General features: G+C 66.4%; 14 protein-coding genes. 13 read left to right on the top strand and 1 reads right to left on the bottom strand.

Annotated elements, in window-relative coordinates; all coding sequences use genetic code 11:
• Nucleotides 1–73: 73 nt before the first annotated feature.
• From ACS5PK_RS02020 to ACS5PK_RS02030, 3 genes are all read left to right on the top strand, one after another.
• Entirely contained in the window at nt 74–1,306 is a 1,233-nt protein-coding gene (locus ACS5PK_RS02020; protein ID WP_439438600.1) for a 3D domain-containing protein, read from the top strand.
• A complete protein-coding gene (locus ACS5PK_RS02025) occupies nt 1,303–2,397 on the top strand; it encodes a hypothetical protein (protein ID WP_439438601.1) in 1,095 nt (364 codons plus the stop codon). The genes ACS5PK_RS02020 and ACS5PK_RS02025 overlap by 4 nt, the downstream gene beginning before the upstream one ends.
• A gap of 222 nt (nt 2,398–2,619) precedes the next feature.
• Nucleotides 2,620–3,114 carry a hypothetical protein gene (locus ACS5PK_RS02030; protein ID WP_439438602.1) on the top strand — a complete coding sequence of 165 codons (495 nt, stop codon included), beginning with the start codon at nt 2,620–2,622 and terminating at the stop codon, nt 3,112–3,114.
• 507 nt (nt 3,115–3,621) lie between these two features.
• Here ACS5PK_RS02030 and ACS5PK_RS02035 read toward each other — a convergent pair.
• A complete protein-coding gene (locus ACS5PK_RS02035) occupies nt 3,622–4,185 on the bottom strand; it encodes an outer membrane beta-barrel protein (protein WP_439438603.1) in 564 nt (187 codons plus the stop codon).
• A 312-nt stretch (nt 4,186–4,497) separates the two neighbouring features.
• Here ACS5PK_RS02035 and ACS5PK_RS02040 point away from each other — a divergent pair, with 312 nt between their 5' ends.
• The 10 genes from ACS5PK_RS02040 (at nt 4,498) to ACS5PK_RS02085 (ending at nt 18,518) form a co-directional block, all read left to right on the top strand.
• A complete protein-coding gene (locus ACS5PK_RS02040; protein ID WP_439438604.1) occupies nt 4,498–5,790 on the top strand; it encodes an MFS transporter in 1,293 nt (430 codons plus the stop codon).
• 29 nt (nt 5,791–5,819) lie between these two features.
• Nucleotides 5,820–7,475 (top strand): MFS transporter, encoded by a 1,656-nt coding sequence (locus ACS5PK_RS02045; protein WP_439438605.1) that lies wholly within the window; start codon nt 5,820–5,822, stop codon nt 7,473–7,475.
• A 78-nt stretch (nt 7,476–7,553) separates the two neighbouring features.
• A complete protein-coding gene (locus ACS5PK_RS02050; protein ID WP_439438606.1) occupies nt 7,554–11,330 on the top strand; it encodes a nitrate reductase subunit alpha in 3,777 nt (1,258 codons plus the stop codon).
• A 145-nt stretch (nt 11,331–11,475) separates the two neighbouring features.
• A complete protein-coding gene (narH, locus tag ACS5PK_RS02055) occupies nt 11,476–12,999 on the top strand; it encodes a nitrate reductase subunit beta (RefSeq protein ID WP_439438607.1) in 1,524 nt (507 codons plus the stop codon).
• A gap of 130 nt (nt 13,000–13,129) precedes the next feature.
• The gene (gene narJ / locus ACS5PK_RS02060) at nt 13,130–13,840 is read left to right on the top strand and encodes a nitrate reductase molybdenum cofactor assembly chaperone (RefSeq protein ID WP_439438608.1); all 711 of its coding nucleotides are present in this window, start codon (nt 13,130–13,132) and stop codon (nt 13,838–13,840) included.
• The gene (gene narI / locus ACS5PK_RS02065; RefSeq protein ID WP_439438609.1) at nt 13,837–14,583 is read left to right on the top strand and encodes a respiratory nitrate reductase subunit gamma; all 747 of its coding nucleotides are present in this window, start codon (nt 13,837–13,839) and stop codon (nt 14,581–14,583) included. Before narJ ends, narI begins: the two co-directional genes overlap by 4 nt.
• Nucleotides 14,584–14,615: 32 nt before the next feature.
• Nucleotides 14,616–15,458 (top strand): peptidylprolyl isomerase, encoded by an 843-nt coding sequence (locus ACS5PK_RS02070; RefSeq protein ID WP_439438610.1) that lies wholly within the window; start codon nt 14,616–14,618, stop codon nt 15,456–15,458.
• A 16-nt stretch (nt 15,459–15,474) separates the two neighbouring features.
• On the top strand, nt 15,475–16,263 hold the full coding sequence (locus ACS5PK_RS02075) for a carbonic anhydrase (RefSeq protein ID WP_439438611.1): 789 nt from the start codon (nt 15,475–15,477) through the stop codon (nt 16,261–16,263).
• Between the two features lie 362 nt (nt 16,264–16,625).
• Entirely contained in the window at nt 16,626–17,381 is a 756-nt protein-coding gene (locus ACS5PK_RS02080; RefSeq protein ID WP_439438612.1) for a hypothetical protein, read from the top strand.
• A gap of 102 nt (nt 17,382–17,483) precedes the next feature.
• Nucleotides 17,484–18,518: a hypothetical protein gene (locus tag ACS5PK_RS02085; RefSeq protein WP_439438613.1), complete on the top strand. Its 1,035-nt coding sequence runs from the start codon at nt 17,484–17,486 to the stop codon at nt 18,516–18,518.
• Nucleotides 18,519–18,654 lie beyond the last annotated feature (136 nt).

Genomic DNA, 18,654 nt, shown 5'->3' on the forward strand with positions numbered 1-18,654 from the left:
TGTGCCAGGTCTTGCTGGCCGAATGGTCTTTCGATGCGCTGGATCTCCGAGCTTCCAAACAAGGAGGTAGCCGATGTCCTGCCCGAAGTCCTACCGTCAGGGGCGCCCGTGCGCGCACCTGGCCACCCAGTCGTCAACGAGGGCGCGAGCGGCGCCCGCAAGCACCATCCGCATCGTCAGCTCCCTGGCGGCCCTGGGGCTCTGCACGGCGTCAGCACAGACCTTGGCGGCCTGCACCGTGCCTGGCTCCTGGGTGGATAGCTATGGCGGCAATGTCAGCGTTGCCGCCGCCCTGACGGGCACGATGCGCCTGCCCTACTGCGGCGCAAGCCACAGCCTGACGATCACGCTGGTCGGCACGAGCGGCTTCAATGTGGACGCCCGCTACAGCGGAGGTAGCGACTGCCAGGGGTTTGTCGAGCGCCTCACCTTCAGCGCAGACTGCAAGTCGGCAACGGGTACCTATACCAATGACGATGGAAACACCGGGACCGACACCTGGACCCGGACGGGCCCGACCATCGCCCTGACCCGAGCTTCGCTCACCAGCATCACGGCAACGGGGGCACCTGCCGGCGGCGTCTTCGACTTCTCGACCGTGCTGCTGTCGGGCGCCAACGTTGCCACGCTTGCCCAGGCTGACGGCTTCACCAATCGGAGCAATCCGGACCAGCTCACACTGACCGCGCCGGGCGGCGGTGGCGGGCCTTCGCCTGGCGGGCTGGAGCGCCTGGTTGCCAAGTACACGGTCGACGGCGTGGATGCGACGAATGACCTGAACACCCTCGCGACCTTCGGCATGTCCTGCTACATGGTGGCGCTCGAAGCGGACTACGGGGCCCCGCCCGCTGCTTGCTCGGCCACGCGCATCGGCGGGGTGTCCTACACCGGCGCCCTCACTGACCCGAACGGCTTGACCGGCAGCTACTGCGCGTCCTTCATCGCCAACGTCAGGCTGCAGGGCACCGGTCAGCTGAACGCCGGGGGCTTCATCAACTACAGCCCGGCCACAGGCCTGATGACCCCGGTTCCTGCCGTGACGGGCGCAGACGGCACCGCGGTCATCGCGGGTGGCAGTGTCGCCAGGGACCGTGCCATCATTCCGGGCCGCGGCGTGCTCGTTGATGTCGATGGGGTGGGCAATGGCCTGCTGGCCAACGACACCGGGGGCGCCATCCGCGGCTATCGCCTGGATCTTTTCAATGGGGCCGGCCGGGCTGCCTGCGCGGGATATACCAACCCGCACGGCGTCGGTGCCTGCCAGACACCGCAAGGTACGACATGCCCAGGGAGTGCACTGAGATGAATCGCCCATCTGCCTTCATTGCCGCTGTCATCAGCGCCAGTCTTTCCAACGGGTCGGTGGCGGCCCAGGCGATGTCCGGCGTGCGCATCGCCGCTGTCCACGACGGTTCGGTTTGTGCAAGCGTTGACGGTGCTGCCATGCGCTGCTTTGGACAGGCCTCTTCCAAGGCGCGCTTGCCGGTCTGGTCGCGCGATGGCACCAGAATCGCCTTTGTCGATGACGCTGATCCGGCGCTGGCCCTGGCCTGGCTGGTGGTGCTGGATCAACATGGACAGCAGCTGTCGCGTCTGCCGATCAAGCCGCTCGCCGCAGGCGAGGTGCAAAGCGGCCTGCGCTTCGTCGAGTCACTTGAGTGGCTTGACGCCGACCGCGTGGTCGTCAGTGGGACGATCAATCCTTCGAGCACGGAGAGCCTGGTGTTCGACCTGAGCCGTCGGGCCGTCGTCGCCGAGTATGTGGACGATGCCCAGGGGGCGTCCTTCTCGCCGGATGGCAGGCACGTGCTCCTCGTCGACGGGGCGCCGCACTTCGCGGCAGCCGCCGCGCGCGCTCCCGTCTTGCGCCTCGATGGCCGGCCTGTGCTCAGCAGCCTTTCTGCTGATCTCGGCGCCATCGGCCCGGTGCGCTGGTCAGCGGACGGATCCCGCTTCGCCTTGACGGCGCGCGATGCGTCGGGCCACCATCGATTGGTGCTCGGCAATGCGCCCGCGAACACCGCACACTGGATCGACCTGCCCGCCTCGAAGTCAGAGGCGGACGCCCCGCCCGCGCTGTTCTGGTCGGGCCAGGACCTTCATGTGCAGCGCCTGCTGCCAGCCGGGCAACAGGGCGCCGCGGCGGAAGGAGGGCGTGCCGCTCCGGGGGCGCGCACGCAGACCCTGGAGGATCTGGTCCTGGTCGGGGCTCCAGGCGGGAGGCGCTGGAAGCGCATGACCGTGCCTGCCCCCAACCCCCAGCGCGCTGCGGCGATCCTCCGTTCGGAGTCCCTCAGGCATTCGCTGCCACCTGGCTTCGGCGATGCCGACGTCTGGTGCAGGGCTTGCGTGCTCGACAAGGTGGCACGTCGGCGAAGCGGCGGCGGCAACGATTGACGCTCGCGGTCAATTCCCGGTCAATTCCCGGTCCATTCACTCCATTTTCGAGAGGGCTATGCCGTGAAACTTCCCCCCTTGTTCCGTGTGCTCGCGCTCGGCGCGTCTATCTTGTGCTCGCTGCCTGCATCGGCCGCACCTATCACTTACAAGATCTCCGGGTTTGGCTCCGGCCACATCGGAAGCCAATCCTTCAGTGACGCGGCCTTTGTCTTCACAGGCTTGGGAGACACCGACTCCCTCGTTTCCATCGGTGGCGGGGCGTCGGTGAACCCGCTGCTGTCCATGGAGGTGACAGTCAGCGGGCACGGTGCTGCCCACGGCCTGAACGCGATCGAGTTCTACGTCAACAACACTGTGTCGGGCGTGGGCTTCCTGGATGACCTCGTGGGCGACATCTTTGGTGTGCTGGGCGCCGGGCTTGCAGATTTCGATGGAGTCAGCGCCTTCGGACCCTCGGCCGTGGACCTGGACTATCTGGCGGCCTTCATGACGACGGCCGGCTTGTTCGAGCTTGACAGCGCCCGTTCTCTGTCCTTCGTGGCGGAGCTCGCGCCCACGCCGGTGCCTGCGCCAGCTTCCTCATGGCTGGCTGTGGACGCGATGCTGGCCTTGAGCTGGATCGGGTCGCGGCGGCACAGGACCATGCGAGGCGCTCCGACGCCGGCCCGACGGCAGGCGTCCTCCACCCTGCATGCGGATGCCGGGCAGGAATAGACGCAGGCTGGCGCGGCTCAGGATCGGCGCGCCGAGCTTGGGGCGGGGCACCCGAAGTTGGGCGCAAGGCGCTCGCTGTGCGTAGGTGTGATCGCCTGCCTGATCCTGATCATGCGTGGGACCTGTTGCGCTGTCGGCAGCGATGGCGCCAGGCACGCGTGTGCCGGCAGCGATTGCGCCTGAATACAGCACATCGCCTGCCAGAGGCATCGTCGTGGCAGCGGCCAAGATCCATGGGCATCAGCACGTCTTGTGCAAGCCAGGCTGCGGCTCGCACTTGCAGATGGTTTGGGCGTGGGGGCGGGCGAGCGGGACACTGGCCCGGCGCAGGGGGGCGGCCGGTCCTGGCATGGCAGGCATCGCGATGCGTACCGGGATGATGGAGCACGGTCGCACGGAAAAAAGCCGCCGCCCGTGAGGGCCGCGGCCAACCGTTGTCAACCCAGTGGCAGGGCTCGGGTCCGCCGCATTCCGATGACGGACCCCGAGTCACTTGAGCTCAGCGGCTCAGAAGCGGTACTTCACGCCGGCCGAGATGTTGTTGGCCGTGCGGCCGAAGCCCTGGCCGGTCGCGGTCGGCAGGTTGTTGTAGCGGGTCAGTTCGGTGCGCACGGAGAGCTGCTCGCTCAGCTTGTACTCCATGCCGGCGCCCAGCTTGAAGCCCACGGTGTGGTCGGAGCTGCCAGCGCTGAAGTCGCGATCGTAGCGGGCGGCACCCAGGCGGGTGTAAACCGACAGTTCCGGGGTCAGGGCCGTGCCGACCAGCAGGTCGGCGTTCAGGGCCTTGGTCTTGGCGCTGCTGTCACCGATCTTGGCCTTGCCCAGGTCGGCATAGCCCAGTTCCACTGCGAAGTGCTTGTCGATCTGGTAGCCGCCGTACAGGTTCAGGCTGCTGCTGTTGCGGTCGGAGCTCTGGCTGCCGGCGCTGAGGTTTTGCTTGGCGCGGCCGATGTCGGCGCCCATGTAGAAGCCTTGCTCCTTGTCGGCTGCATGGGCGCTGAGGCTGGCCAGAGCGATCAGGCTGCCACCGGCGGCGGTCTTGATGATGCGGGCGATGTGCTTGGTGTTCATGGCGTTCTCTCCTTTGCTTGCTGCGAAACATTCGCGGCATGGAAAGAATTCTGTTCGGCGCGTCGCCTGGCGTCAGTGGCGCTTGCGTATGCGCTTTGTGACGGTCTTTGACAGGTCTGGCGGCCTGTCTTTCGTCATGGCGCCTTGATCAGACGCAAGGTCTGGCCATTCTCCCAAGGGGCTAGTCCTTTGGAACTATGGGGGCGGGAGGGGCGCTAGTTCTTGTGCAGCCCAGGGCTTGGCTCCACCGAAGGATGTTCGCGGAACAGGCCTTTGGCCACAGTAGCGACATGGAGAAAAAGGAGTCCGTCCATGTCTGAAACCACCGCGCCCAGGCCCAATGGCAGCGGCCGCGCCCTCTCGGTCCTGATCGTCAGCACGCTGGCGTTCACGGTCTGCTTCATGGTCTGGATGATGTTCGGCGTCATCGGCATTCCCATCAAGAAGCAGCTGGGCCTGAACGCCACCGAGTTCGGCCTGCTGACCGCCACGCCCGTGCTCACCGGCTCGCTGATCCGCGTGCCCCTGGGCATCTGGACCGACAAGTTCGGCGGCCGCATCGTCTTCTTCTGTCTGATGCTGTCCTGCGTGATCCCCATCTGGCTGATGGCCTATGCCACGGCCTACTGGCACTTCCTGCTGATCGGCCTCTTCGTGGGCATGGCGGGCGGCTCCTTCTCGGTGGGCACGCCCTATGTGGCCCGCTGGTTCCCCAAGCAGCGCCAGGGCTTTGCCATGGGCGTGTTCGGCGCCGGCAACTCGGGTGCTGCGGTCAACAAGTTCGTGGCGCCGGGCCTGGTCGTGGCCTTCGGCTGGACCATGGTCCCGCATGTGTACGCCGCCGTGCTGCTGGGCACGGCCATCCTGTTCTGGTTCTTCAGCTATCACGATGAATCGCACACGGTGGCCAGCAATGCCAGCTTCGTCTCCCAGCTGCAGGCGCTGAAGGATCCCAAGGTGCTGAAGTACTGCCAGTACTACTCCATCGTCTTTGGCGGCTATGTGGCCCTGAGTCTGTGGATGGTGCAGTACTACGTCGGCGAGTATGGCCTGGACATCCGCGTGGCCGCGCTGCTGGCCGCCTGCTTCTCCCTGCCCGGCGGCGTGCTGCGCGCCATCGGCGGCTGGCTCAGCGACAAGTACGGCGCGCACAGCGTCACCTGGTGGGTGATGTGGGTGAGCTGGATCTGCCTGTTCCTGCTCTCCTACCCGCAGACCGACTTCACCGTGCAGACCGTCAACGGTGCGCGCACCTTCCACATCGGCCTCAACGTCTACGGCTTCACCGGCCTGATGGCCATCCTGGGTGTGGCCTGGGCCTTCGGCAAGGCCAGCGTCTTCAAGTACATCAGCGATGACTACGGCGCCAACATCGGCACCATCAGCGGCATCGTCGGCCTGGCCGGCGGCCTGGGCGGCTTCATCCTGCCCATCATGTTCGGCGCCCTGATGGACTTCACCGGCGTGCGCTCGAGCTGCTTCATGCTGATGTACGGCGTGGTCTGGGTCTCGCTGATCTGGATGTACTGGACGGAAGTCCGCAAGACCGAGCTGATGGGCAAGAACGCCCCGGTCTCCCCCATCTCCCGGTCCTTCGCGCGCTGAGGCGCGAGACCGAGTCCGCAGGAGTATTCATGAACACCACCACCCATCCCGCCGTGCCTGCTGCCCCGGGCGGCGGCAGCGGCGACATCCAGGACTGGCGCCCCGAGGACGAGCAGTTCTGGGCCCAGACCGGCAGCAAGATCGCCTACCGCAATCTCTGGATCTCGATTCCCGCGCTGTTGTGCGGCTTCGCGGTCTGGGGCATGTGGGGCATCATCACCGTGCAGATGCTCAACCTGGGCTTCCCCTTCAGCCAGGCCGAGCTCTTCACGCTGACGGCCATCGCCGGCATCTCCGGCGCCACCATGCGCATCCCGGCCTCCTTCCTGATCCGCATGGCCGGCGGCCGCAACACCATCTTCCTGACCACGGCCATGCTGCTGGCACCGGCCATCGGCACGGGCATCGCGCTGCAGCACCCCGAGTGGCCGCTGTGGGTCTTCCAGCTGATGGCCCTGTGGTCCGGCGTGGGCGGCGGCAACTTCGCCTCCTCGATGTCCAACATCAGCACCTTCTTCCCCAAGCGCCTGCAGGGCACGGCCCTGGGCCTGAATGCGGGCCTGGGCAACTTCGGTGTCACGACCATGCAGATCGTGATCCCCCTGGTGATGACGGTCGGCCTCTTCGGTGCCTTCGGCGGCGAGGCCAAGGCCCTGATCAAGGACAGCGGCTGGATCTTCGGCAAGATCAAGGCGGGCACGCCCACCTACATCCAGAACGCGGGCTTCGCCTGGGTGCTGTCCCTGGTGCCCCTGGCCGTGCTGTGCTGGTTCGGCATGAACAACCTGAAGACGGTGACGCCCAACAGCGGCTCGCCCATCAGCGCCTTCCTGAAGATCGTCTACCTGTACTCGCTGGCCTTCATTCCCTCGATCGGCATGCTGTACCTGTACCTGCCGGCACCGACGGGCCTGGGCCTCTTGAACATGTGGGTCGCCATCCCGCTGGACATCATCGCCGCGCTGCTGGTGATGAAGCTGGCCGCCTTCGGCACCATGAAGGAGAACGTGGCCAAGCAGTTCGAGATCTTCAGGAACAAGCACACCTGGAGCATGACGGCGCTGTACGTCGTGACCTTCGGTAGCTTCATCGGCTTCTCCATGGCCCTGCCGCTGGCCATCACGGTGATCTTCGGCTTCATCCACGCGCCGGATGCCGCCGGCGTCATGCAGCACACGCTGAAGAATCCCAACGCCCCGTCCGCACTGACCTACGCCTGGATCGGCCCCTTTGTCGGTGCCGCTGTGCGCCCCATCGGCGGCTGGATTTCGGACAAGGTCGGCGGCTCCATCGTCACCCAGGTCATCTCGGCCATCATGGTCGTGGCCTCGGCCGCGGTGGGCTACGTGATGATGCAGGCCTACGGCTCCTCGGCCCCCGAGCAGTACTTCCCCATGTTCATGGGCCTCTTCGTGCTGCTCTTCGCCGCCAGCGGCGTGGGCAATGGCTCGACCTTCCGCAGCGTGGGCTTCATCTTCGACCGCCAGCAGGCCGGGCCCGTGCTGGGCTGGACCTCGGCCGTTGCCGCCTACGGCGCCTTCATCGCCCCCGTGCTGATCGGCCAGCAGATCAAGGCCGGCACGCCGCAGTACGCCTTCTACGGCTTCTCTGTCTTCTACGCCGTGTGCCTGGTGCTGAACTGGTGGTTCTACCTGCGCGCCAAGGCCTATGTGAAGAACCCCTGAGGCCCCGCACCCGACACGCATTCGCCGGCCGGCCTCGCCCCAGGAGGCGGGCCGCACCCCAAGACACAGGATCAGCATATGAGCCACTTTCTCGACCGACTGAGCTACTTCGCCCAGCCCAAGGAAGACTTCGCCGACGGCCATGGCCGCGTCACCGGCGAAGACCGCACCTGGGAAGACGCCTACCGCAACCGCTGGGCCCACGACAAGATCGTGCGCTCCACCCATGGCACCAACTGCACGGGCTCCTGCTCGTGGAAGATCTACGTGAAGGGCGGCATCGTCACCTGGGAGACCCAGCAGACCGACTACCCCCGCACCCGCCCGGACCTGCCCAACCACGAGCCCCGCGGCTGCGCCCGCGGCGCCTCCTACAGCTGGTACCTCTACAGCGCCAACCGCGTGAAGTACCCCATGGTGCGCGGCGCCCTGCTCAAGCACTGGCGTGCCGCGCGCGCCGTGGCCAAGAGCCCGGTGGACGCATGGACCAATATCGTCGAGAACCAGGACGCCCGCCGTGAATGGCAGCAGGAGCGCGGCCTGGGCGGCTTCGTGCGTTCCAGCTGGGACGAGGTCAACGAGATCATCGCCAGCGCCAACATCTACACCGTCAAGAAGCACGGCCCGGACCGCGTGATCGGCTTCTCGCCCATCCCGGCCATGTCCATGATCAGCTACGCGGCCGGCAGCCGCTACCTGAGCCTGCTGGGCGGCGTCTGCATGAGCTTCTACGACTGGTACTGCGACCTGCCGCCCTCCAGCCCGCAGATCTGGGGCGAGCAGACCGACGTGCCCGAGAGCGCCGACTGGTACAACAGCAACTACATCATCGCCTGGGGCTCCAACGTGCCCCAGACCCGCACGCCGGACGCGCACTTCTTCACCGAGGTCCGCTACAAGGGCACCAAGACGGTGGCCATCACGCCGGACTACGCCGAGATCTCCAAGCTGGCCGACATCTGGATGCACCCCAAGCAGGGCACCGATGCCGCCATCGCCATGGCCATGGGGCATGTGATCTTCAAGGAGTTCTACTTCGAGAAGCGCAGTGCCTACTTCGACGACTACGCACGCCGCTACACCGACCTGCCGCTGCTGGTCCAGCTCAAGAAGACCACGACGCCGGACGGTCGCACCCTGCTGGTCCCGGACCGCTACCTGCGCGCCAGCGACTTCGGCGGCAAGCTGGGCCAGGACAACAACCCCGACTGGAAGACCCTGGCCTTCGACCAGGACGGCAAGGTGGTGGTGCCCAACGGCTCCATCGGCTTCCGCTGGGGTGCCAGCGAGCGCGAGGACCTCGGCAAGTGGAACCTGGAGAACAAGGAAGCCCGCGGCAACAGCGACGTGACCCTGCGCCTCTCGCTGCTGGAGGCCAAGGCGCCGCAGCATGAGATCGCGGACGTCGGCTTCCCCTACTTCGGCGGCATCGAGTCCCCGCAGTTCACCGCCAACAAGCAGCAGGACGTGCTGGCCCGCAAGGTGCCGGTGCAGCGCCTGAAGCTGGGCAAGCACGAGGACGCCGCCGAGGTGCTGGTGGCCACCGTCTTCGACCTGCAGGTCGCGCAGTACGGCGTGGACCGCGGCCTGGGCGACGACTGCCCCACGAGCTACGACGACAACAAGCCCTATACCCCCGCCTGGGCCGAGCACATCACCGGCGTCAAGCGCGAGCAGATCAGCACCGTGGCCCGCGAGTTCGCCGACAACGCCGACAAGACCCGCGGCCGCTCCATGGTCATCATCGGTGCCGCGATGAACCACTGGTACCACTGCGACATGAACTACCGCGGCATCATCAACATGCTGATGATGTGCGGCTGCATCGGCCAGACCGGCGGCGGTTGGGCGCATTACGTGGGCCAGGAGAAGCTGCGCCCGCAGACCGGCTGGACGGCCCTGGCCTTCGCGCTGGACTGGATCCGCCCGCCGCGCCAGATGAACTCCACCAGCTTCTTCTACGCCCACACCGACCAGTGGCGCTATGAAAAGCTCGACGTGCAGGAGGTGCTCTCGCCCCTGGCCGACAAGTCCAAGTTCGGCGGCAGCCTGATCGACTACAACGTGCGCGCCGAGCGCATGGGCTGGCTGCCCAGCGCCCCGCAGCTGCAGACCAACCCGATCGAGGTGGTGAAGTCGGCGCAGGCCCAGGGCCTGGACGCCAAGGACTATGCCGTCAAGGCGCTGAAGGACGGCAGCCTGCGCATGAGCTGCGAGGACCCGGACCATCCGGACAACTGGCCGCGCAATATGTTCGTGTGGCGCTCCAACATCCTGGGCTCGTCGGGCAAGGGCCACGAGTACTTCCTCAAGCACCTGCTGGGCACCACCAACGGCGTGCAGGGCAAGGACCTCGGCCGCGACGACGCCAAGCCCGAGGAAGTGGTCTGGCACGACAAGGCGCCCGAAGGCAAGCTGGACCTGCTGGTCACGCTGGACTTCCGCATGAGCACGACCTGCCTCTACTCGGACATCGTGCTGCCCACCGCCACCTGGTACGAGAAGAACGACCTCAACACCAGCGACATGCACCCCTTCATCCACCCGCTCTCCACGGCGGTGGATCCAGCCTGGCAGGCTCGCAGCGACTGGGAGATCTACAAGGGCTTCGCCAAGAGCGTGTCCGAGCTCTGCGTCGGCCACCTGGGCGTGGAGAAGGAAGTGGTGCTGACGCCGCTGATGCATGACAGCCCCGCCGAGCTGGCCCAGCCCTTTGACGTGAAGGAATGGAAGAAGGGCGAGGTCGACCTGATCCCCGGCAAGACCGCGCCGCAGATCGCCGTCGTCGAGCGCGACTACCCCAATCTCTACAAGCGCTTCACCGCCCTGGGCCCCTTGATGAACAAGGTCGGCAACGGTGGCAAGGGCATAGGCTGGGACACCCAGACCGAGGTCGAGCAGTTGGCTGAGCTCAACGGCCGGGTGCGCGAGGAAGGCGTCACCAAGGGGATGCCCAAGATCGAGAGCGACATCGACGCCACCGAGGTGGTGCTGATGCTGGCCCCCGAGACCAACGGCCACGTGGCCGTGAAGGCCTGGGACGCGCTGTCCAAGCAGACGGGCCGCGAGCATGCCCACCTGGCCCTGCACCGCGAGGACGAGAAGATCCGCTTCCGCGACATCCAGGCGCAGCCGCGCAAGATCATCTCCTCGCCCACGTGGTCCGGGCTGGAGAGCGAGAAGGTCTCCTACAACGCCGGCTACACCAATGTGCACGAGCTGATCCCATGGCGCACCCTGACCGGCCGCCAGCAGTTCTACCAGGACCACCCCTGGATGCGGGCCTTCGGCGAGGGCTTCAGCAGCTATCGCCCGCCGGTGGACCTGAAGACCCTGCACGAGGTCCAGGGCAAGAAGCCCAACGGCCACAAGGAGATCGCGCTCAACTTCATCACGCCGCACCAGAAGTGGGGCATCCACTCGACCTACAGCGACAACCTCATGATGCTGACGCTGAACCGCGGCGGCTCGGTGGTGTGGCTCTCGGAGGAGGACGCGAAGGAAGCGGGCATCGAGGACAACGACTGGATCGAGCTCTTCAACAGCAACGGCGCGATCGCGGCGCGGGCGGTGGTCAGCCAGCGCGTGAACAAGGGCATGACGCTCATGTACCACTCGCAGGAAAAGATCATCAACACCCCGGGAGCGGAGATCACCGGCACGCGCGGCGGCATCCACAACTCGGTGACCCGCATCGTCACCAAGCCCACGCACATGATCGGCGGCTACGCGCAGCTGAGCTACGGCTTCAACTACTACGGAACGATCGGCACCAACCGCGATGAATTCGTGCTGGTGCGCAAGATGGCCAAGGTGGACTGGCTCGACGAGGAGTCGGGCCACCACGCAGCCTGATCTTCAAGGCTGTTCTTCCATGGACATCCAGTTTTCGACGGCACGGGGGAGGGCGCTGCTTGCTAGCTCCTTCCTTCTCACTGAAGCGTCCTCTCCCGAGGCCTTCGGAACTGACTCAGCGATCTGATAGACAAGGAGTTCCGCGATGAAAGTTCGCGCACAAATCGGCATGGTGCTGAACCTGGACAAGTGCATCGGTTGCCACACTTGCTCCGTCACCTGCAAGAACGTCTGGACCAACCGCTCCGGCATGGAGTACGCCTGGTTCAACAACGTCGAGTCCAAGCCCGGCATTGGCTATCCCAAGGAATGGGAGAACCAGGACCGCTGGCATGGCGGCTGGATGCGCAAGCCCGACGGCAGCATCGTTCCCCGGCAGGGCGGCAAGTGGAAGCTGCTGATGCGCATCTTCGCCAACCCGAACCTGCCCGAGATCGACGACTACTACGAGCCCTTCACCTTCGACTACGACCACCTGCAGTCGGCACCGAAGTCCAAGGCCGCGCCTACCGCGCGCCCGCGCAGCCTGATCACGGGCCAGCGCATGGAGAAGATCCAGTGGGGCCCGAACTGGGAGGAAATCCTCGGCGGTGAATTCTCCAAGCGCAGCAAGGACGCCAACTTCGAGAACGTGCAGAAGGAGATCTACGGCCAGTTCGAGAACACCTTCATGATGTACCTGCCGCGCCTGTGCGAGCACTGCCTCAATCCGGCGTGCGTGGCCTCCTGCCCCTCGGGCTCCATCTACAAGCGCGAGGAGGACGGCATCGTCCTGATCGACCAGGACAAGTGCCGCGGCTGGCGCATGTGCGTCTCGGGCTGCCCCTACAAGAAGATCTACTACAACTGGCAGAGCGGCAAGGCCGAGAAGTGCGTGTTCTGCTACCCCCGCATCGAGTCGGGCCAGCCCACCGTCTGCTCCGAGACCTGCGTGGGCCGCATCCGCTACCTGGGCGTGCTGCTCTACGACGCCGACCGCATCGAGCAAGCCGCCTCCATCAAGGACGACAAGGCCTTGTACCAGGCCCAGCTGGACATCTTCCTCGACCCCAACGACCCGGCCGTGATCGAGCAGGCCCGCAAGGACGGCGTGCCCGAGGCCTGGCTCGTGGCCGCCCGCAAGAGCCCCGTCTACAAGATGGCCGTGGACTGGAAGGTGGCCCTGCCGCTGCACCCCGAGTACCGCACCCTGCCCATGGTCTGGTACGTGCCGCCGCTCTCGCCCATCAGCGCCGCGGCCAATGCCGGCCATGTGGGTGTCAACGGCCTGATCCCCGACGTCAAGCAGCTGCGCATCCCCGTGCAGTACCTGGCCAATATGCTCACCGCCGGCGACGTGCAGCCGGTCGAGCGCGCCCTGGAGCGCATGCTGGCCATGCGCGCCTACCAGCGCGGCAAGCATGTGGACGGCGTGGAGGACAAGGCCGTGCTGGACCAGGTCGGCCTGCTCAAGAACGAGGTCGAGGACATGTACCAGGTCATGGCCATCGCCAACTACGAGGACCGCTTCGTCATCCCGACCACGCACCGCGAGTACGCCGAGAACGCGTATGACCTGCGCGGCGGCTGCGGCTTCAGCTTCGGCAACGGCTGCTCCGACGGCCAGACCGAGACCAGCCTCTTCGGCGGTGACAAGAAGCGCACCATCCCCATCAAGACCACGGTCTGAACGTCCACCCCCTACGCGCTGCGCGCGCCCCCTCGAGGGGGCGGGCCTGCAGGCCCGGCAAAGCCGGATCCTCAGGCCCCGCTCGGCAGGACGCCGACGGGCGCGGTGGCAGCGCAGCAAGGAGATGAAGATGAAACGAACGAAATCCGAGACGGCATCGCGCGGCATGAGCCTCAGCTGCCGCGTCCTGGCCCGGCTGCTGGACTACCCCGGCGACGAGATGCTGGCGGCCCTGCCTGAGCTGCAGGCCGCGCTGCGAGAGGAGGGCGCCCTGAGCGCCGAGCGCCTGCGTGAGCTGGAGTCCCTGATCGCCTGGATGGCGAGCCGGGACCGCTTTGCCCTGCAGTCCGAGTATGTGGAGACCTTCGACCGCGGCCGCGCCACCAGCCTGCATCTCTTCGAGCATGTGCATGGCGACTCGCGCGAGCGCGGCCCGGCCCTGGTGGACCTGGCCAAGACCTATGAGTCCGCCGGTGTCTTCTTCGACGCCAAGGAATTGCCCGACTACCTGCCCGTGGTGCTGGAGTTCGCCTCCACGCAACCCCCGGCGCTGGCGGCCGGTTTCCTGGCAGAGATGGCCCACATCCTCAACGCCATCCACAGCGCCCTGATCAAGCGCGGCGTCAAGCCCTGGGCCGCCGCCATCGGCGCCGTGCTGGAGCTGGCGGGCGAGACGCCGCAGGCCGTGCAGATCACCGTCGATGAACCCCTGGACGAGGCCTGGGTCGAGCCCGCTGCCTTCGAGGGCTGCAGCTCACGCGGCCAGAGCAAGCCCGGCAGCCCGCAGCCGGTGCACATCGTCCGTCGTCAAGAAACCCAAAAGCAAGGAGTGCGCGCATGAGCCCCGCATCCAGCCTCGCCAGCTCACCGCTGGACTTCGCCCTGTTCGGCGTCTATCCCTACATCGCCCTGACCGTGTTCCTGGTCGGCAGCCTGCTGCGCTTCGACCGCGATCAGTACAGCTGGAAGAGCGACTCCTCCCAGTTGCTGCGCGCCGGCAGCCTGCGCTGGGGCAGCAACCTCTTTCACATAGGCGTGCTCTTCCTGTTCTTTGGTCACACCGTGGGCATGTTGACGCCCCACTTCCTGTACGAGCACTTCATCAGCGCCGGCAACAAGCAGCTGATGGCCATGGTCAGCGGCGGCATTGCCGGCCTGCTGGGCTTCGCTGGCGTCAGCATCCTGCTGCACCGCCGCCTGTCGGACGAGCGCATCCGCATCAACAGCAAGACCAGCGACATCCTGCTGCTCGTGCTGCTGTGGATCCAGCTGGCCCTGGGCTTGGCCACCATTCCTCTGTCGGCCCAGCACCTGGACGGCGGCATGATGATGCAACTGGCCGAGTGGGCCCAGCGCATCGTCACCTTCCGCGGCGGTGCTACCGAGATGCTGGCCGGCGCCTCCTGGGTGTTCAAGCTGCACATGTTCCTGGGCATGACGGTGTTCGTGGTCTTCCCCTTCACCCGTCTGGTTCATGTGTGGAGTGGCTTCGGTACGCTGGCCTATGTGTTCCGCCCGTATCAACTGGTGCGCAGCCGGCGCATCAGCCTGCCGGCCGGTCACACCACGCCGCAACAACGCTGAACCGCCAACGCTGAGACCCCAAGGAGATCGTCATGAGTGGATGTGGTGGTGGCAGCTGCGGCTGCGGTGGTGGCAAGGGTGAGGGTTCGGTCGAGACGCTGGCGCCCATCGCGGTGGCCCGCGTGAACGACGTGGCCCTGCACGGCGCGGGCGAGGTGCTGGGCGAGGAAGAGCTGCGCCAGCGGGCCTATGGCGAGCTGCTGCGCCAGGCGGCGCAGCGCGCCGGCCTGCTGTCGGCCAGCGATCCCGGCCCGATCGACGGCGTGCACAGCGAAGCCGCCAGCGAGGCCATCGAGGCCCTGTTGGCCCGCGAGATCCAGCTCCCCGAGCCGGACGATGCGGCCTGCCGGCGCTACTACGAGGCGCACCCCCAGCGCTTCGCCCGCGGCGAGCGCGTGCGCGCCGCTCACATCCTGCTGGCGGTGACGCCGGGCGTGGACGTGGCGGCCCTGCGTGCCCATGCCGAAGGCCTGCTGGTGCGGCTGCGCTGCGAGGACGAGGCCGCCTTTGCAAAGGCCGCGGCCGAGAATTCCAACTGCCCCAGCGGTGAGCAGGGCGGGGGCCTGGGCTGGCTGACGCGCGAGGACTGCCTGCCCGAGGTGGCCAGCGTGCTCTTCGCCCAGGACGAGGCCAACCGCCACATGGGCGTGCTGCCGCGCCTGTTGAGCAGCCGCCATGGCTTCCACATCCTGCGCGTTGACGAGCGCGAGGCCGGCGAGGTGCCGTCCTTCGAGCAGGTGCGCGGTTCCGTGGCGGCCCTGCTGCGTCACCAGCTGAGCGTGACCGCCATGCGCCAGTACCTGGACCTGCTGGCCGGCCAGGCGCAGTTGCAGGGCGTCTCGCTGAATCAGGCCGACACGCCCCTGGTGCAGTAAGCCGGGGACCCCAGCCATGCCGGACGAACTGCTCGCCCGCCTGCGGCGCTTCAACAAGGACTACTTCCCGCAGTACGAGGCCCGCTTCCGTGACCTCGTCGAACAGGGCCAGCACCCCAGCACGCTGTTCATCGGCTGCTCCGACTCCCGCATCGTGCCCTACATGCTCACGGGCGCCGGTCCTGGCGAACTCTTCCTTGTGCGCAATGTGGCCGCCTTCGTGCCGCCCTATGACGGCACCCTGGAGGACCGCGGCGGCGAGGAGGCCGGCAACCGGGGCTGCCATCATCTCGAAGCCGGTGGGGGGGATCGCCAATGGGTGGGCCACCACGGGACGGCCGCGGCGATCGAGTACGCCGTGCTGGCGCTGGAGGTGAAGCACATCATCGTCTGTGGCCACAGCCATTGCGGCGGCATCCGTGCGCTCTATGGCGACGTGCCTGCCGAGGCCCGCAACCTCAAGGCCTGGCTGGACATGGGCCGCGAGGCCGCCTTGCCCGTGCAGCCTACGCCCGAGGCCTTGCGCCGCACCGAGGAGCGCTCAGTCGTCCTGCAGCTGGAACGCTTGATGGACTACCCCATGGTGCGCAGCCGCGTTGAGCAGGGCAGGCTCTCCCTGCATGGCTGGCACTATGTGATCGAGGATGGCGAAGTGCATGTCTTCGACGTGCAGCAGGGCCGCTTCGTGCCCGCCTCCATGGCCGAGCACAGTGGCACCGGCCCCTATCGCGACCTGCGGGATGCGGAGCGCGATACAGGGGCCTTGTTCAACGAGATTGACGACGCCTGGGCGCCCAGGCGCTGAGACGGCCCGGCTCAGCCGCTGGCGCCGAGGGGCGCCAGTGGCCTTTCATTCATGCAATAACGTCGAAAGTGAATGCCTTGAGGGGCGACTTTCGCCCGTCTGTGCGCCTGCCAGCCTGAGTGCCTGGTGCGGCTTGCGCTCGTCTTGAAGACAGTTTCAGCTCGATACACATGGCCCCTCTTCGGGGGATATCTCGCGGGCGCCTGAGCGCGTGAAATCCGCGCTTGCCCAGGCAAGGGCCTTTATTCAATCCGTTCAGCAATTCCTGACGGCCCCACCCCGGTTCGCTGCTCCTTCTGCTGCCGTACCGGGGCCTCTCCCCAGCATCGCATCGATGCGCACCCCCTTAACCAGGAGATTTCATGCCAACCCCGATGGCCCTGCGCGGCACCTTTGCAGTGATCGCGGCCTTGTATCTGTCAGGCACGGCCCAGGCCGCCGAAGGCCCTGACGTCGGCGGCCTTCGCCTGGGCATGCCGGCTGAAGAAGCCCTGAAGGTCCTGGAGACGGCCAAGCAGAACAAGGTCTTCGTACGCAACGTCAAGATGACGCTGAACCTGACGATTGATCGCATGAAGGGCAGCTTCGACAACCACGTCTACGGTGGCCAGTACACCACCGGCGGCACCATCGTTGCCTTCGGTGTCTCGCCACTGACCCACAAGGTGTGGTCCATTACCAAGACGGAGCAGATCAAGGACAACCGCCCGACCCTCAAGGCAGTCAGCGAGGCGGCGGGCAAGTTCGGTCCCATCGACCCCAAGGCCATCCGGCCGCAACAGTACAAGCAGCAGTGGATGTACGAAAAGGGGGGCAAGGAGATCGAGTGGGTCAACGTCTATGACAAGCCCCGCAATGGCAATTGCTTCGAAGAGCTGAAGAGCTACGGGGTGTCGGACTTCTACATCGGCCTGCAGTACCCTCTGGCCCCGACAACCGCCTGCTCGCGCACCTACAGCATCACCGCCAACTCCCGCAAGCAGGACGGTCTGGTGGATGACTACGTGATCGCCGCCGTCGACATCAGCGCCTTCCTGGACTGGTACAAGGTGCTGAGCACCGCCTCCGACAAGGCGCTGGAAGCCGAAGGCAAGCGCGCCGGCAGGCCCTCGCTCTGAACCTCCGCTGAATCAATCTGATTCCCCTGACTCCCCCTGATTCCCCCACCCTCGCCCCGGGCCCTCCCCGGCGCGGGCGTTTTCCTGCTTGATGGAGCTGGCATGAACATCCCACATCCCCGATACCTTCGCCCCACCCTGGCCTGGCCCCTGCTCCTGCTGGGCTTGCTGTGGCTGGCCCTGGCGGCGCGGCCGGCGCATGCCGGCGTGGCCGAGGTGCGCAAGAACTTCGCACCTCATGTGCGGCAGTTCAGTCCGCCGGTCTGTACCGGGGCTATCAATGAAACCTTGGTGCGTGGCCTGTACCGCTGCGAAGGGGCGCCGGGTGTGGGGCATGCCTACATCAACGAGGCCGCTTCGCTGGTGATGCCTACCAATGGTCGTGACATCACCGACTTCGTCGAGACCGGGGCCGGTGGCAAGCCCGTGTCTGATGCCGAGCGGCGTGTGCTGGTCAGTGACATGATCAAGAACATCCGCTTCGAGCGCCTGATCCACCTGCAGCAGGGCAAGGGCGGGACCAAGGTGCTGCTGCTCTCGGCCTTCGACTGCCCCTATTGCATCAAGCTGGAGCGCCTGCTGGCCGCGCCGAACAGCCGCATCGACGCCGACGTCTACGTGCTGCCCAGCACGCTGGACAGCAGCAAGAACGCCAATGTGTCGACGGTCGCCAACATCTGGTGCGCCAAGGACAATGCCGCCGTGTGGCGCAGCACCCTGACCCGGGCCACCCTGAGCTACGGCAACCTGCCTGCCGGCAGCTGTGATCTCGGCAATCAGTCCACCCGCGACATCGAAACCCTCATCGCCACCCTCGGCCCGGATTTCAAGCGCCGCGCCTACCCGCGCATGCTGCTGGGCAATGGCCAGATCTACACCTCGGCAACGGATGCGGCGGAGCTCTCCGCCCAGTTGTCCGAAGGGGCCGGCAATGCCTTCTGGCGCGAGCCCCTGCCGGAGAGCTACCTCAGTTTCCGGATGGCGACTCGCTCGGCCGCGACGGTGGGCGAGGAGCCCGCGGCGGGCGGCAAGACGCGCACGACAGTGAAACTGGGCGACTTGTTCAAGCGCATTACCGGCTCGGACGAGAGCAAGAAGTCCGGGAAACAGGAAGCTGCCGGCGGCGAAGGCAACTGAGCCAGCGCCCGGGGCCTGGTACTTGGACCTGGCTCTGGCCATCTGCCTTCTTGCGCAGAATGCGGCCGGTGTGCCCGCGGGCGGGGCAGCAGGAATGGGCTGGCCGCGTGGCGGGTGGCCCTCGGAGCAGGCCGAC

It is taken from the genome of Roseateles sp. DB2 (assembly GCF_051857535.1).
GTDB lineage: Bacteria > Pseudomonadota > Gammaproteobacteria > Burkholderiales > Burkholderiaceae_C > Roseateles_B.

Excerpts from the sequence above, each read along its gene's own strand:
- ACS5PK_RS02020 (WP_439438600.1), top strand. The coding sequence starts at position 74 with ATGTCCTGCCCGAAGTCCTACCGTCAGGGGCGCCCGTGCGCGCACCTG.
- ACS5PK_RS02025 (WP_439438601.1), top strand. The coding sequence starts at position 1,303 with ATGAATCGCCCATCTGCCTTCATTGCCGCTGTCATCAGCGCCAGTCTT.
- ACS5PK_RS02035 (WP_439438603.1), bottom strand. The coding sequence starts at position 4,185 with ATGAACACCAAGCACATCGCCCGCATCATCAAGACCGCCGCCGGTGGC.
- ACS5PK_RS02040 (WP_439438604.1), top strand. The coding sequence starts at position 4,498 with ATGTCTGAAACCACCGCGCCCAGGCCCAATGGCAGCGGCCGCGCCCTC.
- ACS5PK_RS02045 (WP_439438605.1), top strand. The coding sequence starts at position 5,820 with ATGAACACCACCACCCATCCCGCCGTGCCTGCTGCCCCGGGCGGCGGC.
- ACS5PK_RS02050 (WP_439438606.1), top strand. The coding sequence starts at position 7,554 with ATGAGCCACTTTCTCGACCGACTGAGCTACTTCGCCCAGCCCAAGGAA.
- narH (WP_439438607.1), top strand. The coding sequence starts at position 11,476 with ATGAAAGTTCGCGCACAAATCGGCATGGTGCTGAACCTGGACAAGTGC.
- narJ (WP_439438608.1), top strand. The coding sequence starts at position 13,130 with ATGAAACGAACGAAATCCGAGACGGCATCGCGCGGCATGAGCCTCAGC.
- narI (WP_439438609.1), top strand. The coding sequence starts at position 13,837 with ATGAGCCCCGCATCCAGCCTCGCCAGCTCACCGCTGGACTTCGCCCTG.
- ACS5PK_RS02070 (WP_439438610.1), top strand. The coding sequence starts at position 14,616 with ATGAGTGGATGTGGTGGTGGCAGCTGCGGCTGCGGTGGTGGCAAGGGT.
- ACS5PK_RS02075 (WP_439438611.1), top strand. The coding sequence starts at position 15,475 with ATGCCGGACGAACTGCTCGCCCGCCTGCGGCGCTTCAACAAGGACTAC.
- ACS5PK_RS02080 (WP_439438612.1), top strand. The coding sequence starts at position 16,626 with ATGCCAACCCCGATGGCCCTGCGCGGCACCTTTGCAGTGATCGCGGCC.
- ACS5PK_RS02085 (WP_439438613.1), top strand. The coding sequence starts at position 17,484 with ATGAACATCCCACATCCCCGATACCTTCGCCCCACCCTGGCCTGGCCC.